This window comes from uncultured Ruegeria sp. (assembly GCF_947497005.1).
Classification (GTDB): domain Bacteria; phylum Pseudomonadota; class Alphaproteobacteria; order Rhodobacterales; family Rhodobacteraceae; genus Ruegeria.
Window position 1 is genome coordinate 94508 of record NZ_CANMFF010000013.1, and the last position, 17338, is coordinate 111845.

12 protein-coding genes are annotated in these 17338 nt (G+C 58.1%); 10 read left to right on the plus strand and 2 right to left on the minus strand.

Annotated elements, in window-relative coordinates; translation table 11 throughout:
- Positions 1–9: 9 nt before the first annotated feature.
- The 5 genes from Q0816_RS17860 to Q0816_RS17880 all read left to right on the plus strand — a co-directional run bounded on the left by Q0816_RS17860 (position 10) and on the right by Q0816_RS17880 (position 7256).
- A complete protein-coding gene (locus Q0816_RS17860; RefSeq protein WP_298853131.1) occupies positions 10–1038 on the plus strand; it encodes an SIS domain-containing protein in 1029 nt (342 codons plus the stop codon).
- A complete protein-coding gene (gene nagA / locus Q0816_RS17865; protein ID WP_298853132.1) occupies positions 1035–2168 on the plus strand; it encodes an N-acetylglucosamine-6-phosphate deacetylase in 1134 nt (377 codons plus the stop codon). Before Q0816_RS17860 ends, nagA begins: the two co-directional genes overlap by 4 nt.
- A gap of 446 nt (positions 2169–2614) precedes the next feature.
- Entirely contained in the window at positions 2615–2848 is a 234-nt protein-coding gene (locus Q0816_RS17870; RefSeq protein WP_298853135.1) for a hypothetical protein, read from the plus strand.
- A 713-nt stretch (positions 2849–3561) separates the two neighbouring features.
- Positions 3562–4812: an aminotransferase class V-fold PLP-dependent enzyme gene (locus Q0816_RS17875; protein ID WP_298853137.1), complete on the plus strand. Its 1251-nt coding sequence runs from the start codon at positions 3562–3564 to the stop codon at positions 4810–4812.
- Between the two features lie 26 nt (positions 4813–4838).
- Positions 4839–7256: an FAD-dependent oxidoreductase gene (locus Q0816_RS17880; protein WP_298853140.1), complete on the plus strand. Its 2418-nt coding sequence runs from the start codon at positions 4839–4841 to the stop codon at positions 7254–7256.
- Positions 7257–7330: 74 nt separating this feature from the next.
- On the opposite strand, the gene Q0816_RS17885 is transcribed toward Q0816_RS17880, so the two are convergent.
- Complete coding sequence (locus Q0816_RS17885; protein ID WP_298853142.1) at positions 7331–8257, minus strand: LysR family transcriptional regulator; 927 nt, start codon at positions 8255–8257, stop codon at positions 7331–7333.
- A 106-nt stretch (positions 8258–8363) separates the two neighbouring features.
- Between Q0816_RS17885 and Q0816_RS17890 the strand changes: the two genes are divergently transcribed.
- The 5 genes from Q0816_RS17890 (at position 8364) to Q0816_RS17910 (ending at position 14897) form a co-directional block, all read left to right on the plus strand.
- Positions 8364–9755 carry an aminotransferase gene (locus Q0816_RS17890; RefSeq protein ID WP_298853144.1) on the plus strand — a complete coding sequence of 464 codons (1392 nt, stop codon included), beginning with the start codon at positions 8364–8366 and terminating at the stop codon, positions 9753–9755.
- Positions 9756–9860: 105 nt separating this feature from the next.
- Entirely contained in the window at positions 9861–11345 is a 1485-nt protein-coding gene (locus tag Q0816_RS17895) for an aldehyde dehydrogenase family protein (RefSeq protein ID WP_298853146.1), read from the plus strand.
- Complete coding sequence (locus Q0816_RS17900; protein ID WP_298853148.1) at positions 11342–12604, plus strand: hypothetical protein; 1263 nt, start codon at positions 11342–11344, stop codon at positions 12602–12604. The genes Q0816_RS17895 and Q0816_RS17900 overlap by 4 nt, the downstream gene beginning before the upstream one ends.
- On the plus strand, positions 12605–13618 hold the full coding sequence (locus tag Q0816_RS17905) for a glutamate cyclase domain-containing protein (protein WP_298853150.1): 1014 nt from the start codon (positions 12605–12607) through the stop codon (positions 13616–13618). It abuts the gene before it with no gap.
- A 19-nt stretch (positions 13619–13637) separates the two neighbouring features.
- Positions 13638–14897, plus strand: coding sequence for an aminotransferase class V-fold PLP-dependent enzyme (locus tag Q0816_RS17910; protein WP_298853152.1), 1260 nt, complete (start codon positions 13638–13640; stop codon positions 14895–14897).
- 24 nt (positions 14898–14921) lie between these two features.
- Here the strand turns inward: Q0816_RS17910 and Q0816_RS17915 are convergent, their stop codons facing one another.
- A complete protein-coding gene (locus Q0816_RS17915) occupies positions 14922–17336 on the minus strand; it encodes an FAD-dependent oxidoreductase (RefSeq protein ID WP_298853154.1) in 2415 nt (804 codons plus the stop codon).
- Between the last annotated feature and the right edge of the window lie 2 nt (positions 17337–17338).

Sequence of the window (17338 nt, forward strand, 5' to 3'; positions counted from 1 at the left end):
GCCTGGAAAATGTCTGACAAAACCACCCAAATGCGGCAAGAGATCAATGAGATACCTGACGCCGTAGATCGCCTGTTGACTGAGGGCGCAGGTTTGATTGCGCAAACCGCAGACGAAATCCGGACCCGCGATCCGCGGTTCCTGATCTCGGTGGCGCGGGGATCCTCGGACCATGCCTGCAGCTTCTTGAAATACGCATCCGAGCTTCTGCTTGGTTTGCCGATGGCGTCGGTCGGGCCGTCGGTGAAATCCATCTATGGCGTCGATATGCGATGCGAGGACGCAATCTGTATCTCGGTTTCGCAATCGGGGCAGAGCCCGGATATTGTACAGCTGGTTCAGTCGCTTACATCCGGTGGAGCATATTCGGTTGCCATCACGAACAATACAGACTCGGCCTTGGCCGAAGCGGCGACCGCGACACTGCCAATTCATGCGGGTCCTGAACTGAGCGTGGCAGCGACCAAGACATTCGTAACCTCTCTGGTCGCAGGGCTATGGTTGATTGCGCAAGTGAAGCGTGATGATCTTTTGTTGCGCTCAATCCATGACTTGCCAGACAGTCTGTCAGAGGCAATCGCCTGTGACTGGAGCGCCGTTGCAGATGCCGTTGATGGGCGCTCGCTTTTTACATTGGGGCGCGGCATGTCTTTGGCGATCTCCAACGAAGCCGCATTAAAATTCAAGGAAACCTGCCAGATTCACGCGGAAAGTTTTTCGGCGGCCGAGGTTCTGCACGGCCCTGTTTCCATCGTGGATCACGGCTTTCCTGTGCTTACTCTGTCGTCCGGGGATGCAGCAGAGGCCAATCTGGCCGAGGTTGCAGATGAACTGACTTCCAAAGGGGCCGATGTTTTTGCCACGACCAGCCGTGTGAAACGCGCGACGGTTCTTCCGCATGTACGGACGTCGCATTGGATGACAGACCCCATACCAACAATCGCCTCATTTTATGGAATGGTAGAGAAAGTGGCCACGCAACGCGGGGTTGACCCCGACACACCGCGCCATCTGAAAAAAGTGACGGAAACGGTATGACCGGTTCCTCGATCACCTTTACAGGCGGTCCGATCTTTGATGGCGCAGAACTGCGCGACGGATACGCCGCGCGGTTCAAAAACGGAGTGTTGGATGCGATAGTGCCCGAGCTTCAGACAAAGAGAGATGACCAGATCAAAGATCTGTCGGGGAATATCCTTAGCCCTGGCTATGTTGATCTGCAGGTGAATGGCGGCGGTGGCGTTATGTTTAACGACGACCCATCCGTTCAAACTCTGACGCGGATCGCCAGGGCACACCGGGCGATGGGTGCGACTAGCATTCTGCCAACGCTGATCACGGATACGGTCGAGAAAACCAAGGCTGCTGTTGATGCCGCGATGGAAGCTGTTCAATCAGGTATTCCAGGTATCGCGGGTCTGCATCTGGAAGGTCCGCACCTGTCCGAGCGACGCAAAGGGGCGCATGATGCCGATTTGATCCGCCCGATGCAGCAAACCGATCTGGAAATTATAACTAACGCCGCAAAACACCTGCCTGCCTTGATGGTCACGCTGGCGCCGGAGAATATCACTCTGAAACAGGTCGAAGTCTTGAAACGCGCAGGAGTGATCGTCTCTCTGGGCCACACGGACGCGTCGTTTGAGACTTGCTTGGCGTTTGCCAAAGCAGGGGCGCAGTGTGTAACGCATTTGTTCAATGCGATGAGCCAACTTGGAAGCCGCGAACCGGGATTGGTCGGCGCGGCACTATCCTGCGGATCGCTATCGGCAGGGTTGATCGCCGATGGCATCCACGTTCATCCCGACACAATGCGAGCCGCCTGGGCGGCCAAGCGCGGACCGGGGCAAATCTTTCTTGTCAGCGACGCAATGGCAGTCGCCGGAACCTCGCAGACTGAGTTTCAGTTGGAAGGCCGCCCGATCCGGCGGGAAAACGGCATGCTGACTTTACAGGATGGGACTTTGGCAGGGGCAGACTTGTGCCTGACCCAAGCAGTAAGGGTTCTTTCGGAACATGTGGGGATCCCGTTTCAGGAGGCGCTTGCTGCGGCAACGATCGCCCCAAATCGGATAATTTCAGGTAAGAGCGAAAAGCAAAAGCTGATGCTCTCACAAATGATATTGATTGCCCCAGATCTGTCCGAGGTCAGACCCCTGCGACCTTGAAAGTTTCTATTGCAAGCAAAATTGAGTGTACCAAGTAGGGAATTGGCGGGCAGATTTTCCAGGGTCGGGATTCAAAACCAGTAGGTGACGGCGGCCGGGCAGAGGAAAGAGGCCGCGCAAGCGATCTGCGCCAGGATATCCTTGGCCTGTGGGACAGCTGGCGTCACACCTGTAAAGGTGACCGCTCGTGAAAAGGTATTGGGTGCGCTGAACATCCTGGCCAATGTAGCCGGGGCCACTACCCCGGGGGAACGCAGACGAGCCTCGGACACCGATTGGAACTTGGTGGTGTCGGTCAGTGCCTCTGGCGGGTTTTTTCATGTCCCGCGCGGCATTTCCTGCCCTGCGGCGGACGGGTGGCGGCAGTATCATCAAATCTGGGGTCCACTGTTAGGTTGGTCGGGCGCGCAGGTCTTGCTGCCTGTTGTGCCAGCAAGGGCGAGGTGGTGAACCTCACCCGCACCTCGATTCCGCCGGGGCGGTTGCCTCAGTCGTTTGAAATTGCCAATGCCATCGCAGGGTGCATGCAAGTGACAGGCGCGTGCTTTGTGACTGATGACCGTCAGTCGGGCAGGGATGACCGGTTTCACTGGCTAAAGCTGGACGTCCCGGATGCGATTTCGGGCGCGGATTTGGTTCATATGGCACAAGAAGACTTCGGTACCCCTCGGTTCTGGTAAGAAATGCCGGTATCCTGACCGGAACGCCGCTGACGAGCAAATTTCCTCCGCTGTAAACCGTCCGGAGACCGATATCCCTGCATCGACCATTTCCGCTTTCGAAACGGAAAGTGGCTGTTTGCGATGCAGTTATTGAGGCATTGTGCAGTCAAAGATCCAGGTCCGGGGCAACATTTCGTTTGGCAATACCATTCAAGCGCAACTTGTCCGTGATGATCCGCCTGGGAATTAGGCCAAGACGATTTATCCGGTAGCGCAACGGCCAATATGTGCGACCAGAGATTTTCGCGACAACATCATCCCGATGTCAGACTCCGCTTAGACGGCGGTGCCGCTGCCGCACGATTCAAGCGATCAGCAGCCGGAATTTGATGGGCCACTACCGGGGAATTTCGCAAGAGCTTTCAATCCCGCGCTGCGTATGCGATGATCCCGGGACGAAACCAGTGGCGTATTGAACTGACTGACGATGAATTCATCAATGTAATCTGCGTCCAAATCTGCATCCGAACAACAAAGAGATGGTTAAGGTGAAAACACTTGCTGGATACGTGCGCCAAAGAGTGAGCAATTCTCAACCATTCTGGAATTTTGCGACATAACCTCAGATCCGTGTAAATTTCTGCCGCAATGCCCCCGTTTTTTTTGTGAGAAATTTTGCAGCGAGCCGCATATATCTTGGCGAACTGACACATCTGCATGAACGGTACTAGATGGCCCAAATCAACTCTCTACTGCTCGAGCAAGTCCGCGACCGGTTTGCTCAGGTCGATCACTGCCCGCAGCAGGGCCCGCGTATCTTCTTCGAAAACGCAGGCGGTGCGCTGACGCTGAACACAGTCGTAGACACGTCGCAGGCTTATGCCGCGATCCCTGACAATCAGGGGCGCGAGAATTCCGGCAGTCACGAGCTGGTGCGCGTGATCAACAAGGCCAAAGAAGACATGGCGGTGTTCATGAATGCGCCGGGAGGGCAGTTCTTTGTCGGTGAAAGCGGCACCGAGTTGTTGTTCCGGTTGATCATGAACGCCTGTCTGGGAGCGGGTGCGGGCGTTGTTCTGGGATCAACTCTGGAACATCCGGCCACACGTTCGGCTTGTGACCGTTGGGCGCGCATTTCCGGGCAGACCCATGTGTTGATACCGCACGATGATGCGACCGGCACGGTCACCGCCGAGGCGTATACCGCTGCTGTCACGCCCGATACCAAGGTGGCTACGATCCTGCACACCTCGCCGGTGACCGGCATGGGTGTGGATGTCGCAGCCGTTTCTCAGGCCATTCGCGCGGTGGCTCCGGACTGTTTCATTATCGTTGATGGCATCCAGCACGCAGCGCATGGTCGGATCGACCTGACGGCCTATAACGTCGACGGGTACGTGGTCTCGCCTTACAAAGTATTTTCGCGCCATGGGTACGGCGTTGCGTGGATCTCCGGCCGGTTGACCGGGCTGGAGCATAATGCCCTGATCGACGGCCCGGCGGATAATTGGGAAATGGGCACCCGCGATACCGGGGCTTATGCCACAATGTCGGACGTGGTCGGCTATTTTGAATGGCTAGGCAGTCAGGTCAGCGACGCCACTGACCGCCGTGCCAAATTCGTGGCGGCGGGTGAGGCAATCCATGCGCAGGAAAAGGCGCTGACCGATGCGATGATTCATGGCACCGGCAACCTGCCGGGTCTGGCCGAGATGGAGAAAGTGACCATTCTGGGCGGCGTCGACAACCCGGCGCGCGAAGGCCTGGTATCGCTGCGTGTTGCCGGCGTGCCTTCGGTGGATGTGGTCAAACAGCTCAACGAACAGTGCATCCGCACCCATCTGCGCAAGGCGGATCACTATTCCGGCAACGTCCTGACGCCGCTTGGTATGGACAGCTGCGTACGCGTTTCGATGTGTCACTACAACAGCGTCGCCGAAGTTGCGCAGTTTCTGGGCGCAATGAAAACCATCGCCGCCTAAGGCGTTCACAGGAAGAGGACTCCCTCATGAAAACGCATGCACAGGCAGTTGTGATCGGCGGCGGGCTTGCCGGTTGTTCGATCCTTTATCATCTGGCCAAGCTGGGCTGGACCGACAGCATCTTGCTGGAGCGCGACGAACTGACCAGCGGCTCGACCTGGCACGCGGCCGCCAATATTCACGGGCTGCACGACAACAACAACATCACCCGCATCCAGCACTATACGATGAACCTGTATAAAGAGCTGGAGCAGGAAACCGGCCAAAGCTGTGGCGTGTTCCAGCCCGGCTCGCTCTATCTGGCGCAAACCGAAGAGCGCGAGCAGCAGCTGCGCCTGCAGGAGGCAAAGGCGCGTTTCTATGGCCTGAACTTCCACGAGGTCAGCCGTGAACAGGCCAAGGAACTGCATCCATTGGCGCAGTTCGATGACATCCGATGCATCATGTACGAACCCGATGGCGGCAATGTGGACCCATCCGGCGTGCCTCATGCTTATGCCGCAGGGGCTCGCGCAATGGGTGCCACGATCGAACGGTTCTGCCCGGTTACAGGGACAGAACAACAGCCTGACGGCAGCTGGATCGTGCGCACACCCAAGGGCGACATTCACACCCAATGGGTGGTAAATGCTGCCGGCCTTTGGGGCCGCGAAGTGGCGGCGCTGGCGGATTTGACCCTGCCGCTGCAACCGACGGAACACCAGTATTTCGTGACTGAAACGATCGACGAAGTGGCCAATCTGGGCCGCCGTTTGCCCTCGATCGCCGACCGCGACGGTGAATACTACTTCCGACAGGAAGGCAACGGGCTGCTGATCGGAGCTTATGAGAAAGACATGAAGTTCTGGGCCGAAGAAGGCACGCCGCTGGACTTTGCCCATGATCTGTTCCCCGACGATCTGGACCGTATCATGGAAAACGTGATCCGCGCGACCGAGCGCGTGCCGGTTGCCGCCACAGCCGGGGTGAAACGGGTGATCAACGGGCCGATGATCTGGTCGCCCGATGCCAACATGCTGTGGGGGCCGGTGCCCGAACTGAAGAACTATTTCCTGTGCGGCGGTCTGATCCCCGGCTTCTCGCAATCAGGGGGGCTGGGTCTGCTGGCGGCGCAATGGATGATCGAAGGCGAGCCGCAATATGACATGTTCGCCTGGGATCTGGCGCGCTTTGGCGACTGGGCCGACAAGAAATTCACCAAGGCCCGGGTCGAGGATGCCTATACCCACCGTTTCGCCATCCATTTCCCGAACGAAGAGCGCAGCGCGGGTCGTCCCGCCCGTGTTCGCCCCGCCTATGAGATGCAGAAAGAGATGGGCTGTGTCTTTGGCCTGAACTGCGGTTGGGAACACCCGCTGTGGTTCGCCGACCAACCCGGCATCGAAGAGACCGCTGGCTTTACCCGCCAGAACTGGTTTGATCCGGTGGGCCGCGAGGTGAAGATGCTGCGCGAGCATGTAGGCGTGATCGATATCTCGAACTTCGCCAATTACGTGATCAAGGGGCCGGGCGCGTATGACTGGCTGGACCGGCTGGTCGCCAATCGTGTGCCCGTCGAAATCGGACGGTCCTGCCTGACACCGCTGATTTCGGTGCGCGGGGGCGTAGCGGGTGATTTCACCATCACCAAGGTTGCCGATGACGAGTACATGATGATTGGCTCGGGCATGGCCGAGCGCTATCATCAGCGCTTCTTCAACATGGTCGAGATGCCTGGAGGCGCTACGCTGGAGGTTGCGACCGACCGCATCGCAGGCTTCAACGTCGCGGGCCCGAAAGCGCGTGATCTGTTGCAACGCCTGACAAATGCCGACCTGTCGAACGAAGCGTTCCGTTTCATGCGCTCGGCCACTATCGACGTCGCTGGCGTGACCTGCCTGGCCATCCGTGTCTCCTTTACCGGTGATCTGGGGTGGGAACTGCATTGTGCAGAAGCGGATCAGACCCGGCTGTATACCGCACTGCTGGATGCGGCGAAGCAACTGAATGGTGGCCCGGTCGGTGGCCGGGCGCTGGGGTCTCTTCGCATCGAAAAGGGCTATGGCTCCTGGGGGCGGGAATATTCTCAGGAGTACTGGCCGCAAGAGGTCGGTCTGGCCGGTCTGATCAAGCTGGACAAGGATTTCCTGCACAAGGACGCCTATCTGTCCGTCAAAGACAACGCCCCGCGCGAGGTGCTGTCGATCTTCGAGATTGAGGTGACCGAGGATGCCGACGCCACAGGTGGCGAGCCGATCTTTACCTCCGATGGCAAATCAGTGGGCCGCGTGACTTCGGGCGCCTATGGCTATTCGGTGGGTAAGTCGCTGGCCATCGGTTACGCGAACCCCGAAGTGGCACAGCCCGGCGATGAAGTGGTGATCCAGGTGATCGGCAAACCACATAAAGCACGGGTGCTGGCTGAACCGCCCTTCGATCCTAAGGGCGGAAGGCTGCGTTGTTGAAATGAAGGCGTGAATTGAGTGCGCTTAATCACAAGTTAAGTTCATGGCCGCAGATCCCAATTCGGGATTTGCGGCTATGTTATGTGAAACCCGCTTTCGGGCAGTTTGCACCATTCTGACAGCAATTGCGCAACCTGAAAGATTGGATCGCCTTCCTCCACATCCTCAGACCTGAGAACAGCATGCCATGGAACTGAGATTCCGTCTTTTGTCACACTGGCCCCAACGATACGACCTTCCTTCAGCGCGGACTGAACGGCCCAGCTTGACAGAACACTTGTGCCAAGGTCTGAGGCAACCAGTTCAACGATCGCTTCGGGCAGTTCGACTGTGGCCGCCCATTTCGGATAGCTGTCAGTGGGGCGGTACAGCAGCGCGAATTCGCGATCCGGTTCGGGCACTTTTGTATAGGTGATGAAGGGCTCACCAGCGACATCGGTGCCTTCAACGTATTCTCGTCCCGCCAGTCGGTGTGTGGGCGGCATGATGTAAAGCAATGGGTCTTCGAACAGTTTCATGGTTTTCAACCCGGCCTGCGAAACGTTGCCGGACGTGATCGCAATGTCGAGATGCCGGTTCAGCAATCCGGTCAGTGGATCGCTTCGCGCACCGGCCATGATCTGAATGTCGATCCCGTCGGTATGTGATTTCATGAACTTGATGAAAGACGGCAACCAGCGGTAATTGCTGTAGGCTTCGACGGACAGGCGCACGACGTGCTGCACATTGGCATTCATGCGGCGCACGTCCTCTTCGGCGCGATGAAGATCAGTCAGAATACGCTCGGCCACAACAGCCATGTAATCGGCCGCCGGCGTCTTGCGCAGTTTCTTGTGCATCCGGGTGTACAAAGGCACATCCAGCCGACGTTCCGCTTCGCGCAGGCGGTGGGACAAGGCCGAGGGCGTCACCCCAAGCTTCTTGGCCGCATCGGTGATACGACCGGTTTCATTGATCGCCTGAATCAGTTGCAGGTGACGCAGGTCAAGCAGAGGTTTCATGGGATTTTAGCCTGAAGGAAATTCACGAAATCGAAAAAACTTCGAAATTGAAATTCAGTCAATATAAATGTGAAATCGCACCAGGTTTTTAGGTGGAGCACTCTTTATGAACGTTGACGCCAGACGCGCCATCGAACAGGACAAGGCACATCACGTGCATCCTCAATCGAATTTGCGACAGCATTCCGAGAACGGTCCGATCATGATCACCCATGGCAACGGGGTCTTCATCTACGACAGTGAAGGGCGTGAGATCATTGACGGATTTTCTGGCCTGGGCTGTGTGTCGCTGGGCTATCACAATGAGCGGCTGTCAAATGTTGCGAAACGGCAGATGGATGTGTTGCCCTTTGCGCCCACCTTCTACAACCGCTCTCACCCGCGCGTCGCGGAACTGGGTGAGCGCCTGATCGGCATGGCGCCCAAGGCGAAAGATGGCAGCGACATGAACCGGGTGATGTTCCAATGCTCGGGGTCCGAGGCGAATGACACCGCGATCAAGTTGTTGTGGTATACAAATACCGCTCGTGGCGAGCCGGACCGACGCAAGATCATTGGTCGGGTGCGGGGCTATCATGGGAACACGGTTGCGACTGTGTCGCTGTCGGGTCAGCCCCATATGCATGCGAAATTTGGACTTCCTTTGCCAGATTTCAAACACACCGAGCTACCAAACTATTATCGCTTTCATATCGATGGCGAGAGCGAAGAAGAATTCTCGGCCCGGATGGCGGAAAAGTTTGAGGAATTGATCCTCGCCGAAGGCCCTGAGACCGTGGCGGCCTTCTTTGCCGAACCAGCGATTTCAGGGGGTGGCGCGTTGATGCCTCCCGAAGGCTACTGGCGCGAGATGCAGGCGGTTCTGCGCAAATACGACATCAAGTTTCTGGCCGACGAGGTTGTTTGCGGTTTTGGCCGGACCGGTAACATGTGGGGGTCGCAGACCTGGGGACTCGAACCCGACATGATTTCCTGCGCCAAGGCTCTGTCGGCCGCGTTCTTCCCGATCTCGGCCCTGATGTTCAAGGACGAGATGTATGCCGACATGATGAAGAACTCGGACGAGGTCGGTACTTTTGGTCACGGCTATACATATGCGGGCCACCCGGTCGGGGCCGCTGTGGGATTGGAAGCGCTGGATATCTATGATGAGATCGATCTGGTCGGCCATGTCCGCAAGGTTTCCACGCGGTTCCTCGAAAAATGCCACTCTATGGCTGACCACCCGCTTGTGGCCGAAGTGCGCGGTGTCGGGCTGTTCTGTGGATTTGAGTTGATGAAGGGCGCAAAAAACCGTGAACCGTTCGATCCCTCTTGGAAAGTGGGTGAGCTTGTGCAGAACTTTGCTCATGATCGGGGTCTCTACCTGCGGGCGATTGGCGACCGGATGAGCTTTATGCCGCCGCTGATCATCAACGAGGATGAGATCGATATCGCGACTGAACGCTTCAAAGGTGCGTTGGATGATGCCTGGGCGGTGGTTCGCACGAAGATCTGATCGTTTTTTTGGGGTCGGGCTGACGCTCTCATCCCATCCCAGCGTCGCAGGCCCCCTCTCAGGCGGCGCGTTTTTTGGACCTGTAGTTCGCCGAGGAGAACAGGGATGACAACACACCTGGAACCGAAACTGCCCGATGCGGGTCTGGCTGGAAGTTACATAAACGGTACCTGGCATTGGCCCCAAGGGCGGCTGGTGGTCGAAAACCCCTCGCGCCGCGTTCCGATTTGTGAGGTCGGTCGCGGCACGTCAACCGAAGTGGACCTTGCCGTTGCTGCCGCCCGAGCCGCGCTGCCAGCGTGGCGCGCATTGGCCGCGAGCGAGCGTGGCAAGCTGTTGACGGAACTCGGCCGTCGTCTGGTAGAAAACGCCGAAGAAGTGGCCCGCGTTTTGGCAGCGGAAAGTGGAAATGCCATCAAGACCCAGTCGCGGGGCGAGGCAATGGGGGCTGCCGGGGTTTTGAAATATTATGGGGGTGTCGCGGTCGAGCAAAAAGGCGAGACCCTGCCGCTTGGACCCGGCCTGTTCAGCTATTCCACCCGAGAACCACATGGTGTTGTGGGCTCGATCATCCCGTGGAATTCGCCCCTGCAGCTGGGTGCAGTGAAGATTTCGATGGCACTGGCGACCGGTAATTGCCTGGTGCTGAAACCGGCTGAAGATGCGCCGCTGGCGATCCTGAAACTGGCTGAGTTGGCTGATGGGCTGGTCCCGCCGGGTGTGTTCAACGTTGTCACCGGACTGGGCGAAGAGGCGGGTGCGGCCTTGGCTGCACATCCCGGCGTGGACAAGGTGTCTTTCACCGGCTCAAGCGAAGTTGGCAAGCTGATTGGCAAGGCCACTGCCGACCGTATCGCCAAGTTGACTCTGGAGCTGGGCGGTAAATCTCCGACCATCGTCTTCCCGGACGCCATCACGGATGGACGCCTGGATGGCACCGCGCAACAGGTGGCCAACGCCATGCGCTTTGCCCGTCAGGGTCAAAGCTGCACCGCCGGGTCGCGTTTGTTCGTACACAAGGATATCTGGGATGTATTAATGCCCAAAGTGGCTGAGAAGTCAGCGGCATTGAAGGTCGGCGATGCGCTGGATCCCGACGTGGACATGGGTGCGGTCGTTAATGCCGAACGGTATGGCGAAATCCGCGCTTATGTGGCCGAGGCGGAAGCACAAGGTGCGACATTCCTGATCGGAGAAACCCCGAACGAAGACCCGGATGGTTTCTGTCCCAATCCTACTATTCTCACTGGAATCGGCAACAATTGGCGGATCGCGCGGGAAGAAGTATTCGGGCCGGTCATGGTCGCCATCCCTTTCGAGACCGAAGAGGAAGTGATTGCCATGGCCAACGATACTCACTACGGGCTGGCCGCGTTTTTGTTTACCCGTGACATCAGCCGGGTCACCCGCTTGACCCGCGCCATCGACGCTGGTTGGATTCAGGTTAACCAAGGCGGCGGGCAGATCCCCGGCATGTCTTATGGCGGCACCAAGCAATCTGGTATGGGCAGCGAATACTCAATCGAAGGCGCGCTTGAGTCTTATACGTACCGCAAATGCGTCACCATCAATATCGAGGATGGCACGTGAGTTCGGACCGTTTCGGTAATGCAATAGATCCAAGCGTGGGTTATGCCCGTGGCACACTGCTGAGAGGTTCAGCGGATGAAGTGCGCAGGCTGGCCCAGGCTGGCCGCGTTGCTGCCGATTTCGTCGCCCAAAACGGCGTTGACAAGATCGCCATCTGCACAGGTAATCTGCGGTTCTATCCCGCCAAGCCGGACGATTTGACCGTGTTGTGTGAAGAATGGATCGGTCCGGGCCTGTTTGGTGAAGAGCTACGTCAGGCGGCAATTTTTCATCTAGGCGGGCAAGGGCACGAGGCGGCGGCAGTGATCAACAGAACAAGTGCGGGTATCGTGGCAACGGTTCTGGCCCACAGTGATGCCACGCCAGTTCTGTCCCTTGTGGCACCAGGTGATCGCAGCCATGCTTCGGTTTTGCGCGGAGCGCGATTGGCGGGCGTGTCAGTGCGTGAGGTTTATGATCTGGCCGCAGTGAAAAAGGCATTGGTTGAGGACAACCCGGCGCTGTTCGTGATCACCCCGGTGACTTCGGAGCTTTCTGTGCTGAACGATGACCTGATCAGAAATGCCGCCGCAGCAGGAAAGAACTCGGGGTGTGTGGTGTTTCTCGACGACGCCTATGGTGCGCGATTCCGTCCGGTATTGATGGGCGGTGCGCCGTCGCTGTCGCTTGGCGCGGATCTGGTCATAACAAACGCCGACAAGGCCGGACTGTCTGGTCCGCGCGCTGGGGTGCTCTGCGGGGAAACCGAGGCGCTGATCCCGGTACAAGCCAAAGCCAGTGAGTTGGGAATGGAAGCCCGCGCCCCTGTTGCCGTTGGCGCAATGCGCAGTCTGCAGGGCTTCACGCCCGATCTGTTGCTGCAAGAGGCCCAGGATGGTCGGGATCTGGCTGATGCGCTTGAGGTCGCGCTTGGGGTCTCGCGTATCACGCGTTCGGCTTTAGGTCCGAAGATTGACGAACAGGACGCGACGGAGGTGGTTCTGAGTATGGCTGCCGCTGACAATACAAATCTGGTCCCGGCCGAGGTGACCGCGGTAATCGGTATGCTGATGTTGCGTGACAAAGGGATTGTGACGGTCAACACCCATGGCCAACCTGGCGGGCGGGTCTCGATCCGGCTGAAACCGACCTCGGGCGCGGTGGCACGGGCGGGGGGCGCTGCTGCGTTGGCAGATTGTCTGGTGTCGGCGATGCAAGAAACAGCGGATCATCTGCATGACAAAGCTTGGATCTCAGCAACTCTGTTTGGAGAATTGTGAATGACCAACTCTGCCTTGATTTTGCGGTTGGACAACCGGCTGGACCATTTAGTGAATATTGATATCGGCGAACGCGGTGTCGAGCATTTGTTTGAGGCCGCCCGCGCCTTGCAGGGCGAGTCGCTGGTCGGCGCGGCGGCTGACGCATTACTGGCTGTTCCCGAAGGCGGGATGGTGGTAATGACCACCGGCTCGGTTTCGCGCGCATGGATCACGCCTGAACTGGGCGAGAATGATGGCCCTTCAGGTGCGGCGGCGATAGCGCGGGCTTTGGTTCTGGCGCGTAACGCAACTTGCGTGATGCTGTGCGAAGAGACATTGTTGCCCGCCATCCGCAACACCTGTCAGGCAGCCGGGCTGTTCCCGGTGACGCTGGAGCAGGCTACCGTCGCGAAGACGGACAAAAGCCTCGCTACGATTGTCATGCTGCCTTTTGCTACGGAGGATGAAAGTGGGCAGGAGCAGGCCAAAGCACTTCTGTCAAACCTGAAACCTGACCTGTTGTTTTCGACCGAAAGGGTGGGGCGCAATGAGCTCGGTGTTTATCACTCCATGCGTGGTATCGATTATGGGATGGGACGCGCGCGTGTCGATGCCCTGTTCGATTTGGCAATGAAACGCGGCGTTCCCGTTATTGCCGTCGGGGACGGCGGCAATGAGATCGGCATGGGCAGGGTTGCTGACCATGTTAAAACCCATGTGCCTTATGGCGATGTTTGCCAATGCGGATGCGGTGGTGGGATAGGCGCGGTAACCGGTTGTGACGTGCTGGTGACGGCGGCCTGTTCCAATTGGGGCTGCACCGCAATTGCGGCAGCCATGGCCGCCCGTGCTGGTGACGAAAAACTGCTTCACACTCCGGAACGCGAGGCTCTGTTGCTGGACACTATGGTCGCCAATGGCCTGATCAATTCCACGCATGGCATCGTCGACGACAGCGTCGACGGTTTCCCGCGCCAAAGCCATATTGCGGTGACCGAGCTTTGCCGCACGATTGTAAGCCGCGCGCTCTGACTAAGTACAGGACACCCCAATGATCCAGAATAACTCCGCCCTGATAGACGCCATCCGTGACCGGTTCGCGCATGTGGACAACTGCCCGTTTCAGGGCGAGCGTATCTTTTTCGAAAACGCTGGCGGCGCACTGACGTTGAAGTCGGTTGCCGAAACTTCGGCCTTCTATGCCGCGATCCCGGACAATCCGGGGCGCGTCAACCCGGCAGGACAAGGCACACAGAACGTGATCAACAAGGCCAAGCAGGACCTGGCCGTTTTCATGAACGCCTCAAGCGGGCAATTTTTTGCGGGCGAAAGCGGCACCGAGCTTTTGTTCCGCATGATCCGCACAGCTTGCCTAGTTGCCCCCAAAAGCACCAAGGTGATCGGGTCGTCCATCGAACACCCGGCGACTCGCAGTGCCGCGCGCCGCTGGGCCGAGATTGCAGAGTTGGACTATGTGAACGTTCCCCATGATGATGACACAGGCTTGGTCACGGCCGAGGACTATGCCGAGCTGATGACCCCGGATGTCGCGGTGGCGACGATTCTTCATGCCTCACCCGTGACGGGCATGGGCATGGATGTGGCAGCAATTTCGGCGGCAATCCGCGCTGTTGCACCGGATTGCCTTATCATCGTGGATGGCATCCAACACGCGGCCCACGGACAGATGGATATCGATGCCTATGACGTCGATGGTTATGCAATCTCGCCCTATAAGGTGTTTTCGCGCCATGGCTACGGCATCGCGTGGATATCGGATAAGCTAAGCGCTTTGCCGCATGATATGCTGATCAACGCCCCTGCGACGGGTTGGGAATTCGGCACGCGCGACGCCGGGTCTTACGCGACCGCGTCGGATGTGGTGTCTTATTTCGACTGGCTGGGCGGAGAAGTGTCCGACGAGACCGATCACCGCAAACGGATCGAGGCGGCAGGTCGCGCCATTCACGCCTATGAGACACACCTGACCAATACCGCCATCAATGGCACCGGCAACCTGCCTGGGCTGTGCGACATGGATCATGTCACTATTCTGGCTGGTGCTGACAACCCTGCGCGAGAAGGGCTGGTGTCCATCGTGGTCGAGGGCAGAGCATCCGAAGACGTGGTCGACGTTCTGAATCAGCAAGGCATCCGCACACATACCCGCAAGGCCGATCATTACTCGGGTAACGTTCTTGATCCGTTAGGTCTGCTGGATTGCATCCGCATCTCGTTTTGCCATTACAACACCGAACAGGAAATTGCTCGTCTGCTGGCTGCGATCAAGGAGCTGGGTAAGGAATGCTGACACGTTGTTCAAGGCTTGTAGACCTCAGCCGCGCATCCGTTCATTGCCCGGATCGTATAGCGGACGCAGGCTTGCCTGTGCCTGAACAGCTTGTCCGGCGACAATCACTCGGTAGTATCGCGCGGCAAGCGCGGTCATCGCCATTCCTTCAGGTCGGGTTACATATCCTAAACCCACGGCTCCACCAACGCTCCAGCCATAGCTGGCCGAGGTCAGGCGTCCGACGATCTGACCGTCACACAAGATCGGCTCTTTCCCGAAGACCAGCGGTTCAGGGTCGTCCAGCCTGAAGGAAAGCAAGCGGCTTGAAGCTCCTGTCGCTTTGCGGGCCTCGATTGCGCTTTTGCCGATAAATTCGGTCGAAAAATCGCAGGCGAAAGTCAGGCCGCTCTCCACTGGGCTGTCAAAGGGGCCAATATCATGTCCCCAGTGCCGGAAACCCTTTTCGATCCGACAACTATCCACTGCCATCCCGCCGCACAAACGCGGTGCATTCGGTGCAGCCATGATCGTCTCGAATGCATGCTGGGCATACTCGGAAGGCACATGCAATTCCCATCCCAACTCACCGACATAGGTGATCCGCTGCGCCCGAATCGGCGCGTGCCCGATATGCAGCGCCTGCCAGGTACCAAACGGGAAGACGTCGTTCGACAGGTCAGTATCGGTCAGGTCCGTCAAAAACTCTCTCGCGCGTGGACCCATCACCGCCAGCGTCGTCTCGGCCGACGTTGCGTTCACGACCGAAGTTCCAGAGCCAAGTAACTGCGTTTTCAGCCAGTATTCGGTTTGCGGCTCGGCACTGGCAGAGGCCATGATCATGTAACGTGTATCGGTCAGGCGGGCGACAGTCACATCCGCCTCGATCCCGCCTTGTCGGTTGAACATGTGGGTATAGAGTAAAACGCCCGGCGCAACGGCCATGTTGGCACCGCATAGCCGTTGCATCTGTGTCTGCGCGTCTTGCCCGTCGACAATGAAACGACCAAAGGTCAGGTCGATCAAGCCAAGATCCCCGCGCAGCGTCAAATGCTCGGTCTTCCAATCGTCGAACCAGGGCTCGTTCCCGAAACCATCCGTCATTTCGCGCCCGTAATAAAGGGGGCGTTCCCATCCATTGGCGCTGCCGAACTGTGCGCCTGCGCCTCTTAAATGGGCATAATAGGGCGTCCGGCGCAGCCGCCGCGCCTTGGTTTTGCGCAGATAAGGCCAATGCATCGCATAGGCATGGCCCAGCGTTTCCGCCGCTTTAGTGGCCGTATAACTGCGTGCATTCAGACCCGGCACGATGCGGCGGCTGTCCACATCGGTCAGGTCCGTTGTCATGTGACCGTTCAAGATCCACTCGGCCAGCGCTTTTCCGGCTCCCGGTCCATTCTGAATACCGGTCGAGTTGAAACCGGCAGCGACCCAGTAACCTGACACTTCCGGGACCGGCCCCAGATAGGGCTTGGCATCCGGGGTAAAGCACTCCGGTCCGTTGAAGAACTTGCGAATGCCCGAGCTCGCCAGCGCTGGAACTCGCTCCATCGCTGCTTCGAGTATCGGGTGAAGGTGTTCTTCATCGCAGGGCAACTCATCGAATTCGAAAGCTTCGGGCAAGCCGCCCTTGGGCAACCACGGAGTGGCATTGGGTTCAGAGCAGCCGATCAGCAGTTTGCCTGCGTCTTCTTTGTAATAGGCGTATTCGTCCAACACCCGCAGAACCGGCAGGTCGCCGGTCACGCCTTCAATCGGGTCCGTCACTACATAATAGTGGTTGGTGTAGTGCAAAGGAATTTGCACGCCATGGGTCAAACCAAATTCACGCGCCCACATGCCGGTTGCATTGACCACATGCTCTGCCCGGACCAAGCCCTGTTCGGTTTCCACACCGGTAGCGCGGCCATTTTCGATAACCACACGGGTCACCTGCGTGTCTTCAAAAACCTGCACACCATGCATCCGCGCGCCCTTGGCCAGCGCTATTGTCGTGTCGATGGGGTTGGTATAGCCATCACCAGGAAACCAGAATGCGCCTTTCGCGTTTTGGGTCGACAAAAGCGGCCATCGATCCTGAGCCTCGGCCAGGCTGATCTCTTCCGCGCGCAGGCCGCAGCCATGGGCATAATCCACCTTGCGGCGCAGCTCTTCCATTCGGGCTTGGGTCAACGCCAGCGTCATCGAACCGTTGCGCTTGAAACCTGTGCTCTGGCCGGTCTCGTCCTCAAGGCTCTCCATCAAGTCGAGGCCGTATTTCGCCAGGGCAGACATGACCGGCACGCCCTGTGTTTCGCTGACCAGCCCGGCGGCATGCCATGTGGTGCCTGATGTCAATTTCTTGCGTTCGAACAGGGCTGCTGAACAGCCTGCTTTCGCCAGATGATAGGCGATGGCGCAACCGACGATGCCACCACCTATGACCGCAACCTGAACGTGGTTGGGATGAGGTTTTGCCATGG

Excerpts from the sequence above, each read along its gene's own strand:
- Q0816_RS17910 (WP_298853152.1), top strand. The coding sequence starts at position 13,638 with ATGATCCAGAATAACTCCGCCCTGATAGACGCCATCCGTGACCGGTTC.
- Q0816_RS17915 (WP_298853154.1), bottom strand. The coding sequence starts at position 17,336 with ATGGCAAAACCTCATCCCAACCACGTTCAGGTTGCGGTCATAGGTGGT.
- Q0816_RS17880 (WP_298853140.1), top strand. The coding sequence starts at position 4,839 with ATGAAAACGCATGCACAGGCAGTTGTGATCGGCGGCGGGCTTGCCGGT.
- Q0816_RS17885 (WP_298853142.1), bottom strand. The coding sequence starts at position 8,257 with ATGAAACCTCTGCTTGACCTGCGTCACCTGCAACTGATTCAGGCGATC.
- Q0816_RS17905 (WP_298853150.1), top strand. The coding sequence starts at position 12,605 with ATGACCAACTCTGCCTTGATTTTGCGGTTGGACAACCGGCTGGACCAT.
- nagA (WP_298853132.1), top strand. The coding sequence starts at position 1,035 with ATGACCGGTTCCTCGATCACCTTTACAGGCGGTCCGATCTTTGATGGC.
- Q0816_RS17890 (WP_298853144.1), top strand. The coding sequence starts at position 8,364 with ATGAACGTTGACGCCAGACGCGCCATCGAACAGGACAAGGCACATCAC.
- Q0816_RS17895 (WP_298853146.1), top strand. The coding sequence starts at position 9,861 with ATGACAACACACCTGGAACCGAAACTGCCCGATGCGGGTCTGGCTGGA.
- Q0816_RS17860 (WP_298853131.1), top strand. The coding sequence starts at position 10 with ATGTCTGACAAAACCACCCAAATGCGGCAAGAGATCAATGAGATACCT.
- Q0816_RS17875 (WP_298853137.1), top strand. The coding sequence starts at position 3,562 with ATGGCCCAAATCAACTCTCTACTGCTCGAGCAAGTCCGCGACCGGTTT.